Genomic DNA, 10,762 nt, shown 5'->3' with positions numbered 1-10,762 from the left:
GAAAGGAGTGATACTGTGGCGCAATATGGCACATTAATCACAAATATCGGGCTAGCGCAAATTGCCAACGCCCAAGTCACGCAGTCTAAAGTGGGGCTAGAGTACATTGCACTAGGAGATGGCAACGGCGCTCACTACGTCCCAACACAGAATCAGACAGCTCTGGTGCATGAAGTATGGCGAGGTCCAATCGCCGAACTATCTATTGATCCAACCAACGACAAGAGAATTGTTGTAGATGCAGTGATTCCTCCCACAGCAGGCGGTTTCACCATCAGGGAGATTGGGATTTTCGATGATAAAAATCAATTAATTGCGGTGGGGCAGTATCCTGAAAAATACAAGCCAGCACTCGATGAAGGGGTAGCGAGCGAAGATGTTATCCATTTTGTTATCGAAACGAATAATGCCAATGTCGTCAAACTAACAATCGACCCAACCATCATCATCGCCAGTCGCAAATATGTGGACGGTGCAATAGCAGCACACACAGACCCTACCAAAATTGGTGCTCATAAAATTAAAAATATTGAAGGGTTAGAAAGTGAATTAACTGCTATCAGAAACCTGATTGGTGATGGTAGTGGGACAGATGATATTATTTCAAGGTTAAATACTTTGGAATCGGAAATAGGTGTGTTGCCAAATCTTACAACAACGGAGAAATCTAACTTAGTGGCTGCTATTAATGAGGTGCGACAGGTAGCAATAAAATCGTGGCAAAAAGGTGTTTATAATGATGTCAATGTAGTTAATCTTGGCACACAAAGCGCCAAAAAAACATTAGCATTTGCGAACTTTAGTGAGACAAGAGGTTTGGAAACTATATTTATAAATATCCCTGCTCCTGCCATGTGGGGGATGCTAAAGGTGAAAATAGCGTCAGCATTTCATACAGCCAATGCAGGCGGAGGCATGGAGATAATCTACCAAATTGGTAAAAATGCCTCTGGAGAATCTCCGGCGTACGCGAAAGAAGTACAAATTGTATCAGTATCACAGAAGTTTGCGAACTGTTTTTATGTTAGTGCCTGTGAGTATACTAGCAGTTTAGTGCGTATACCAATTACTAAAGCACCAAACACCAATAACTATTTAGCGATAGAACTAGAATTGATAGATAGCGCGACAAATGCATACACAATGATAAAAGATGCGTATATCACCCATATCAACAACGCTGGATATGTCTCGCATCCTTGGACACCTCAAATTGGGGCACATTTAAGAGAAGGAGACCAAGCTAAAATTGATAACGCACACAATAAAGCACACCACCCAGCCGTAATGACGATTTTGGATGGGCGTACTGATTTAACTATACACGCCCTAAATCCTGTGCAATTGCGAATAGCTTTACAAAATTATATAACATCGCAGCGTGGTGAGTATAAGTTTTTTGTTGATTTAGGCAATTACGGCTTGTCTGGTTATGGAGTGATGACAATCATAGTACCATGGCTAGATAAAAGTGGTGGTGGTATTATACAAATCGTTGAGACACAGCAAAAAACGTATAAACGATATGAGATATCGGACACTACATGGTCAAATTTTACGAGCGTCGCTGATGATTTTAGCATGATAGCATCTGCAATCAGCGACATGGGTGTCCCAACCAGTGCAGATGCTGCAGGAGCTGTAATGGCTACTAATATTAGAGCTATAAAGAAAAAATGGTCAGGGATTATTCCGTCTGCTATTGATAATAGGGTATATACTCATGTTGACGGGACTACTCGCAGTATGCCAACTGTTACATTTACGATACCTTTTGCACCTACCACTATCAGCTGCCTTGGATGGATGGGTACTGCTGCAGCATATAATATTGTGTATGAATCTGCTTCGGACGGTAATTATTCTGGTAGTGTCAAAATTGCGTATTATAATCAATCTTTAGCAACTTCACAAACCTACAATTTTAGAGGTCAAATCATTAACAATGGTAACGGCACATATACAGTTTATTTACCATCATTCCAACACCCAGTAGCTTATACAGTTAAAGCATTTGAATAAAGAGGGGGATTTCGCATGGATAGAGTAGGGAATCGAATATTTTACAATAAATCCACTGGAAATATCATTTTCCAAACTGGGGAAGCTGAGGGGAATGTTGTGCCTCATGATGACACAATTGAGATAACATATCTAGATATCCCTTTCGGCACTATGGATTATGTGAAATCTTATGTATCAAAAATAGATGAAAACGGAAATCCTGTGGTTAAAAATTACGATATTCCAGAAACGGCTGAACAACGCCGTATTAGAGAGTTGGAAGATGCTTTATTACTAGCAACAGAAAATGAAGTTGGAGGGATTTTATAATGGTCAATCAAATTGTAGTGAGAATCGCAGCGGAACGCATTTTAAGTGGTGGTCTTAATCCAAAAACAGGACAAACGTATGTTTTAGATGACATTACTAACCCAGATTATCGAACAGCAGTTGAAGATTATATTTTGAAAAATACAACAGATATTTAAATATATTCTCTAAAGTAATGTCATAATTTAGAAGGGAATCATACTTTTTTGTCGAAATTTTGACAGAAGGAGTTGATTTTATGTCTATATTAGAAAATATACCTAGTAGTTTACCTCCCTATATTGTTACAATACTACCTCTTGTAGCTTATGTAGTAAAGCTAACCATTGATAATTGGGGAATAACTGATTTGGAAAGAATTAGATTAAGTAATTTCAAGAGATTTCAAATTGCGCTAACTAAATATATTATGTTAAGTATATCATTTGTAGCTACTATGTTCTTGATAATTACAATTTCAGGTAGATTTACAGAATTAAAGGGGGGATTGCTTTTTAGTGTATTGGCAGCTTGTTGCATCATTTTTGTAGCGTTGATATTTTTATTTGAAAAATTTATCTATTATATTGTTTCTTGGTTATCTTTTAAATATGATTACCACATAGTAAATGATAATGGTGATTCTATTTATCGAATTATAAAATTAAGTAATGATAATTCTTTATTAGTAGAATCTAATGGAATTGAAGAGTTTTTAGATTCAAAAGAAAAAAGGAAATATAAAAGAATTCGTAGAAAAGATACCTTTCATTATAAAATATATAATAGTAGTTGGATACTTGGTTGTACTGTTATCACTGGTGTAGTAAGTGTCGGTATGCTTATTAGTGTATTTTTAAACAATAATTTGACCCAGTTTATTCTATATGTGCTTTTTCTTCTAACATTACTAGTCACTCTCATTCTGAGTTTAAACTATAATGATAACAGAAAGTATAGAACAGAAAATAACAACCAACAAAATCCTAGGTAGCTATTAAAATAATGAAATTTTGGGCATATCAGTAGATATGTCCTTTTTATATTGTATTTAAAAACAGGAGGGCAAAGCGAATGATGAAAATCCGCCAAAATTTAGTACCAGAGTCTATTATTAATAAAGTATCCTATGGTAAAGGAAACACCAAGAAACGAATTTGTATACATGAAACGGATAATACACGTTTAGGGGCGGACGCAGATGCACATAGCCGTTTGCAAAAAAACGGAAACAGTAGACAAGCATCTTGGCATTGGCAAGTCGATGATAAAGAAGCTGTTCAATCTTTCTTGCATGATATCTGTTGTTGGGCTGCGGGGAATGGTAATAATGAAGCAATTCATATCGAAATCTGCGTAAACTATGATGGAGACTATCAAAAGGCTGTAGCAAACGCAGCCACTTTAGTAGCTAAAATCATGCAAGAGGAAGGTATTCTATTATCAAATGTAGTACAACATAATTATTACACAAATAAAAATTGTCCTAATATAATGCGTGCAGGAAAGGTAGTGAATTGGGCACAATTTATCGAAATGGTTAAAGTAGCAAGTGGCACTCTCAAACAGTCTAATCCTGCTGTAGATAACAGTAAATATCGCATTTTCACTGGTACTTATAATACAATTCAAGCTGCCCAAAACGTACTTGATGTATTAAAACATCGATTCGGCTGGATTGCCTACATTGTACCAGACGGCAAGTTATGGCGTGTAAAAACAGGCACGTTCACAGGGTTACACGCAGTTGAGACGGGTATATCTAAAATCAAAGCAGCAAAATTAGCTAGTATTGTGTACAAAGAGTTAGCATAAAAAGATGCAAAACAGCCATCGGGTTGTTTTGCATCTTTTTTCAGTTTCAAGCCACTTTAAATAGCCTGGCAAAGAGTCATTATTTTTGCAATATGTAATGCGATTTTTTGCAAGATTGCATGCGAAGCTACAATTATATAGGTCTTTACACATTGCTTTACATAATGAGTTATATAAATTAGCAGTGCAATATATGTAAAAAGTAGATTTTTACTTGAAAAAATTTCTTGTTTTTAGTATTTTTGATTTGAAAGATTATTTTTGAAGAAGTCGCATATAATAGATTTATAAAGAAGTATAGGAAAACATTAACTGAATAGACAATGAATAAAAAGTTTTATCAAAGTAATTTTTCCCGCTTTAGCGAGTTGGTGTCCTAATGAAGAAAATTATTCTACAGAAAAAATAAAAAAGAATGAAATATGTAAAAAATCTGAAAAAAGTAAATATTTCTATTGATATTGTTACATATTTGTAAACTTCAAATGAATGAAGATTATAAAAAAATTATTTTAATAAAATAAAAAATAAACACTTTAAGTAGATGAAGTGAAAAATGAACAAATATTCATTAGATGAGAATGATGTTTATTATAGAAAAAACCGATAATAAGACAGTTATTTTTGTTTTAACAATAATAGTAAATACAAAAAATCGCTTGACTTCATGTATTATTGTTGGATAGAATACAATTATTACAAAATGTAAGAATATTGTATAGATGATTAACTTTCTTAAAATTAATTTAAAATCTATTTTGATTATTGTAAAATAGGTTTATTAATTGAATAGAATGATTTTTCAGAATATTAATTATATTTAATACATAAGAGATAAAGGTGTGAAACGAATATGGATTTAATGCTTGAAGTGAAAAATCTGAAAACTGGTTTTGATATAGATGGTCAAATTTATCATGCAGTTGACGATGTTTCATTTTCTGTTGAACCAGGAAAGATTGTTGGAATTGTGGGCGAGTCGGGCTGCGGAAAAAGTGTGATGTCATTATCTGTTATGCAGCTTCTCCCAAAAGGAATTGGTCAAATTACAGGTGGAGAAATTAAGTTTCAAGGAAAAAATATTGAAAATTATACAAATAATCAAATGAACCAGATTAGAGGGAAAGATATTAGTATGATTTTCCAAGAACCAATGACCTCACTCAATCCTGTGTTTACAATTGGTTCGCAAATTGAGGAAATTATTTTAAATCATAATAAAATATCAAAAGCCGAGGCAAGAGAGCGAGCAATCAATTTATTAAGACAAGTTGGGATTCCACGGGTAGAAACAATTATAGATGAATATCCTCATCAGTTATCAGGTGGAATGCGACAAAGAATAATGATTGCCATTGCGATTGCCTGCCAACCACAGTTATTAATTGCCGATGAACCAACAACAGCATTGGATGTAACCGTACAAGCACAAATATTAGAATTATTAAAAAAGATTCAAGAACAAAATAATATGTCCATTATTTTAATTACACATGATTTAGGTGTTGTGGCAGAGCTATGTGATGAAGTGATTATTATGTATGCAGGAAAAATTGTTGAACGCACAAATGTAGATAAATTATTTTATGATCCACAGCATCCATATACGAAATTATTAATGGCATCAATTCCAAGATTAGATATAGAAGTAGATACACTAGAAACAATTCAAGGTATTGTTCCATCACTAAAAAATATGCCTAAGGTTGGATGTCGTTTTATGGATAGATGTCCATCAGCCATGCCGCAGTGTAAAACAATTACACCAAAGCTTGCTGAAATAACAGATAACCATGAAGTGGCTTGTTTGCTTTTTGAAGCGAGCAATTCTGAGAAGGGTGTGAGCTAATAAGATGGAGTCAACATTGAAAGAAAAAGATAATTTATTAGAAGTCATTGATTTAAAAACATATTATCCGATAAAAGGTGGGTTCCTTAGACAAACAGTTGGGCATGTTAAAGCTGTTGACAATGTGTCATTTGCAATAAAAAATGGTGAAACATTAGGGCTAGTTGGGGAATCAGGATGTGGTAAGTCAACGACAGGTCGTACCATCTTAAGGCTGTTAGATGCCACAGAAGGGCAAATTGTATTTAATGGACAAGATATTACAAAGCTAAAAGGTAAGTCGCTACGAGAGATTCGTAAAGATATTCAAATGGTGTTTCAAGACCCTTATGCGTCTTTAAATCCTATGCAAATGGTAGGGAATATTGTGGCAGAGCCTATTATGAACTATCAGAAAAAATCGCTCAACTCCTTAAAAGATGAAGTAATGGCACTATTAAAAAAGGTTGGCTTGCCTGAGGATGCCTATTATAAATATGCACATGAATTTTCAGGTGGTCAGCGTCAGCGTATTGGCATTGCCAGAGCACTTGCTTTGAGACCAAAGCTCATTATTGCTGATGAACCCGTTTCAGCGCTAGATGTATCTGTACAGTCTCAAGTACTGAATTTATTAAAAGAATTACAGGAAGAGTTTGATTTAACTTTTTTATTTATTGCCCATGATTTGAGTGTCGTGAAGCATATGAGTGATCGCATTGGTGTAATGTACTTAGGTAATATTGTGGAAATTGCAGATAAGGAGCATATTTATGATGAACCTTTGCATCCATACACACAGGCATTAATTTCAGCTATTCCTGTACCAGATCCACGTAAAAAAAGTCAGCGTATTGTTTTACAGGGCGATATACCAAGTCCAGCTAACCCTCCACAGGGCTGTCCATTCCATCCACGTTGTCCTAAGGCAATGGCGGAATGTTCACTTACAAAACCTACTTTAAAGGAGGTGAAGCCTGGGCATCGAGTTGCTTGCCATTTATACAACAATGATACTGATAAACAATAATATTTAGGGGGAACATGAATGAAAAAATCCACAGTATGGTCATTAGTGATGATGCTTGTATTAGCAGTATTTTTAGCAGCATGTAACAATGATTCATCTACTAAAGAAAAAGATAATAGCGGTAAAGAAGATGATAGTGCAACATCTACTACAGAACCAAAAGAAGGTGGCGTTGTAACATTTGCTACAGACCAAGCACCAGAGGGCGTATATGACCCTGCTTATGCTGGTAGTGCAGTTGACGCTGATATTCAAGGCTTTACAACAGAGAGCATTTTCACAATCAATGATGAATTAGAGTATATTCCAAACTATGCTAAGTGGGATATTAGTGAAGATAGATTAACGTATACATTTACATTTGAAAAAGGTGTAAAATGGCATAATGGCGAAGAGCTAACAGTAGATGATTGGGTATTTGCATTAGAAACATTAGCAGACCCAGCTTATGATGGTCCTCGCTTTAACTATGTAGAAGACGTTAAAGGGGCAAAAGCTAAAAAAGAAGGGAAAGCAGACTCCATTGAAGGTATTGAAGTTGTGGACCCATACACTGTAAAAATTACGTTTGAAAAAGTAAAAATTAATAACTTAGAAAACCTTTGGCCAAATCCAATGCCGAAAAAGCACTATGAAGGCATTGCGGTGAAAGATTTAGGAGAATCAAAACAAGTACGTGAAAATCCAGTGGGCTTAGGACCATTTAAGGTGAAAAAGGTTGTTGCTGGTGAATATTCAGAATTAGAGCGTTTCGATGATTATTGGAAAGGTAAGCCATTATTAGATGGTATCATTGTGAAAGTAATTGATCCATCAGTAGCAACAGGCGCATTCCAAAACGGTGAAATTGATATTATGGGAATTCGTCCACAGTCGGTGAAAGAATTAACAGCACTTGAAAATGTACGTATCGAAGAAACAAATGGTGTATCTTATTCATACATCGGCTTACGCTTCGGTCATCGTGATAAAGCTACTTTAACAAATGTAGCAGATTTCGATAAATTCAAATCAAAAGAATTACGTCAAGCATTATTATATGCAATTAACCGTCCAGCAATGATTGATGCTTTCTTAGAAGGAAAAGCAACAGTAGCGAATACTGTAATCCCACGTACATTCTGGATTGCAGCAGAAGAATCAGAGTTAAATCAATATGAATTCAATCAAGAGAAAGCAAAAGAGCTATTGAAATCAGCAGGTTATGTTGATAAAGATGGTGATGGCTTTGTAGAAGATCCAAATGGTCAACCATTTAAAATTTCATTTGGTCACTATGCTGGTCCAGCAGCATTTGAAGGTCGTTCACAAGCGATTATTCAATCTTGGAATGACATTGGTGTGAAAACAGAATTAGCAACAGGCTCTTTAATTGAATTCAACCTATATAATGACATGAAAGACAATGATGATGCAGCACTAGAAGCATTCTTTGGTTCTTGGAGCACTGGTTCTGATCCAGATCCATCAGGTCTATGGGGCAATAATTCTGAATGGAACTATGGTCGTTGGGTAGATGACACAAACCAAACATTATTAGATGCAGGTTTAAGTGTAGAAGCATTCGACAAAGATATGCGTAAAGCAACGTATGTAGAGTGGCAAAAACACTTCAATGAAGAATTACCAGCGTTACCATTATGGGAAAATATGGATTTGTACGGTATTAACAACCGTTTACAAGGTGTTCATATTAATGCTGTAGGTTTCCAAACAGATGTGCATAAATGGTATGTAGCAGAGTAAAATGATAGAAATCTATTTACTGCTAGGTTCTCTCTAACGAACCTAGCAGTAAAATTAGTAGATAAGGGGATAGTTCCATGCTTCAATACACAATTCGTAGACTACTTAGCATGATTCCATTGTTACTCCTTATTTCATTGGTGGTATTCAGTTTAGCTAAAATGATGCCAGGTGATGCATTTGGTGGGGAGATTGATCCATCAAATACGAATCCACAATACATTGAAGAAATGAGAGAGAAATTAGGCTATAATGATCCAATTATCGTTCAATATGGTAGATGGATTTCTAATTTTGTACAAGGGGATTTTGGTAAATCAACAGTTTACAAGAAACCGGCTGTAGAAGTGATTGCACAACGTATTCCAAATACACTTTTTTTAGCAGTTGTTTCATTAATTTTTACGTATGTTTTTGCCTTTATTATGGGGATGTATGCGGGAAGAAAGCCGTATACGCTTGGCGATAATTTAATTGCTACATATAATTATTTAGCATTGGCGATTCCGTCCTTTGTAGCGGGTATTGTGGCTATTTATATCTTTTCCTTCCAACTTGGATGGTTTCCATTTAGTGGTTCTGTAGGAATCGGGCTAGAAGAAGGAACGTTTGAGTACTATGTGAGCAAGGTACGACATGTATTGCTACCAGCGCTTGTCTTAGGACTTATGGGAACAGCCTCTTATACACAATTTTTACGTAATGATATTATTGAAAATGGTAGAAAAGATTTTGTAAGAACAGCAAGAGCAAAAGGGACAAGTGAGTCTAAAATTTATAATAAACATATTTTACGCAATTCGATTATACCTCTTATCACATTTTTAGGGTTTGATATTGCCACATTAATCAGTGGTGCGGTTATTACAGAAACGATTTTCACATTCCCAGGAATTGGTTCTCTTTTCTTAGAGTCTGTAAGTAGAAGAGATTACGCAGTCATGATGTCGATTACAATGCTGCTTTCGTTTTTAACACTGTTTGGGAATCTAGTAGCAGATTTATTATACGGTATAGTGGATCCACGTATACGATTAGATTAAGGAGGGGAATAATATGACATTAGCAGATAAACAAGAAGCATTAACACAGCAAAAAAGCCCCTCTCCATGGACAATTGCAAGACGAAAGTTTGTTAAAAATAAATTAGCAATGATTAGTCTCACTTTTTTACTGACAGTTATTATTTTGTCAATTTTAGCGCCATATATTACGACAAAAGATATTGTACGTATTGATTTTACACAAATTAGTCAACCTCCATCCAGTGAGAGTTGGTTGGGAACGGATACAAATGGTCGTGATGTCTTTACACGTATGTTATATGCAGGGCGTTCATCATTAACAGTTGGGTTAACTTGTATGTTATTTATTACCCTAATCGGAACAGCTGTTGGTGCGATTGCAGGATACTTTGGTGGGAAAGTAGACCAATGGCTGATGCGTTTTACAGATTTTATGTTAATGTTTCCATTTATGATTTTCGTAATTGTCTTGAACACAATCCTTGTAGGGAAAATTTCAGGATTATGGACGTTAATTATCGTTATTTCTTTATTATCATGGGGTGGCTTTGCAAGGGTTGTACGTAGTAAAGTGTTGGCAGAAAAAGAAAATGAATATGTGCTAGCAGCTCAATCTATCGGCTGTAAACCATATAAAATTATTATGAAGCATTTATTGCCAAATATTGCATCGATTATTATTGTACAAGCAACATTAATGATGGCAGTAACCATTGTTGCTGAATCAGGATTAAGCTTTTTAGGCTTAGGTGTACCGCCAGATACACCAAGCTGGGGCAATATGTTATTTGAAGCTAGAAACTCAGATGTACTAAAAGAAAAAGTATGGATTTGGGTTCCGCCTGCTGTAGCAATTACATTGGTTATTCTATCTATTAATTTTATCGGTGAAGGTTTAAAAGATGCTTTAAACCCAAAATCAAGAAGATAATTACAATAGGGCACTTTTAAAAGTAAACCAACATTACTTTTAAAAGTGCTCTATTAAAATTAAGCTATCACACA

The 10,762-nt window shown here is 35.2% G+C and carries 10 protein-coding genes; all 10 read left to right on the top strand.

Going from position 1 to position 10,762, the window contains the following annotated elements; translation table 11 throughout:
• Positions 1–15: 15 nt before the first annotated feature.
• On the top strand, positions 16–2,022 hold the full coding sequence (locus OPF91_RS03035; RefSeq protein WP_264987200.1) for a phage tail protein: 2,007 nt from the start codon (positions 16–18) through the stop codon (positions 2,020–2,022).
• Between the two features lie 15 nt (positions 2,023–2,037).
• Positions 2,038–2,334: a flagellar hook-associated protein FlgL gene (locus OPF91_RS03030; protein WP_264987199.1), complete on the top strand. Its 297-nt coding sequence runs from the start codon at positions 2,038–2,040 to the stop codon at positions 2,332–2,334.
• Complete coding sequence (locus tag OPF91_RS03025; RefSeq protein WP_264987198.1) at positions 2,334–2,492, top strand: hypothetical protein; 159 nt, start codon at positions 2,334–2,336, stop codon at positions 2,490–2,492. The genes OPF91_RS03030 and OPF91_RS03025 overlap by 1 nt, the downstream gene beginning before the upstream one ends.
• Before the next feature lie 80 nt (positions 2,493–2,572).
• A complete protein-coding gene (locus tag OPF91_RS03020; protein WP_264987197.1) occupies positions 2,573–3,307 on the top strand; it encodes a hypothetical protein in 735 nt (244 codons plus the stop codon).
• Positions 3,308–3,387: 80 nt separating this feature from the next.
• Positions 3,388–4,128 carry a peptidoglycan recognition protein family protein gene (locus tag OPF91_RS03015; RefSeq protein WP_264987196.1) on the top strand — a complete coding sequence of 247 codons (741 nt, stop codon included), beginning with the start codon at positions 3,388–3,390 and terminating at the stop codon, positions 4,126–4,128.
• An 853-nt stretch (positions 4,129–4,981) separates the two neighbouring features.
• Positions 4,982–5,977, top strand: a complete 996-nt coding sequence (locus OPF91_RS03010; protein WP_264987195.1) for an ABC transporter ATP-binding protein — start codon at positions 4,982–4,984, stop codon at positions 5,975–5,977.
• Between the two features lie 4 nt (positions 5,978–5,981).
• Entirely contained in the window at positions 5,982–6,986 is a 1,005-nt protein-coding gene (locus OPF91_RS03005; protein WP_264987194.1) for an ABC transporter ATP-binding protein, read from the top strand.
• An 18-nt stretch (positions 6,987–7,004) separates the two neighbouring features.
• The gene (gene opp4A / locus OPF91_RS03000) at positions 7,005–8,732 is read left to right on the top strand and encodes an oligopeptide ABC transporter substrate-binding protein (protein ID WP_264987193.1); all 1,728 of its coding nucleotides are present in this window, start codon (positions 7,005–7,007) and stop codon (positions 8,730–8,732) included.
• Positions 8,733–8,809: 77 nt separating this feature from the next.
• Entirely contained in the window at positions 8,810–9,775 is a 966-nt protein-coding gene (gene opp4B, locus OPF91_RS02995; RefSeq protein ID WP_264987192.1) for an oligopeptide ABC transporter permease, read from the top strand.
• Between the two features lie 13 nt (positions 9,776–9,788).
• Positions 9,789–10,688, top strand: a complete 900-nt coding sequence (gene opp4C / locus OPF91_RS02990; RefSeq protein WP_264987191.1) for an oligopeptide ABC transporter permease — start codon at positions 9,789–9,791, stop codon at positions 10,686–10,688.
• Positions 10,689–10,762: the final 74 nt, after the last annotated feature.

This window comes from Lysinibacillus piscis (assembly GCF_026012395.1).
Lineage (GTDB): Bacteria > Bacillota > Bacilli > Bacillales_A > Planococcaceae > Lysinibacillus > Lysinibacillus piscis.
Note: the sequence above shows the minus strand (reverse complement) of the source record. Positions and strands in the feature narration are given on the sequence as shown.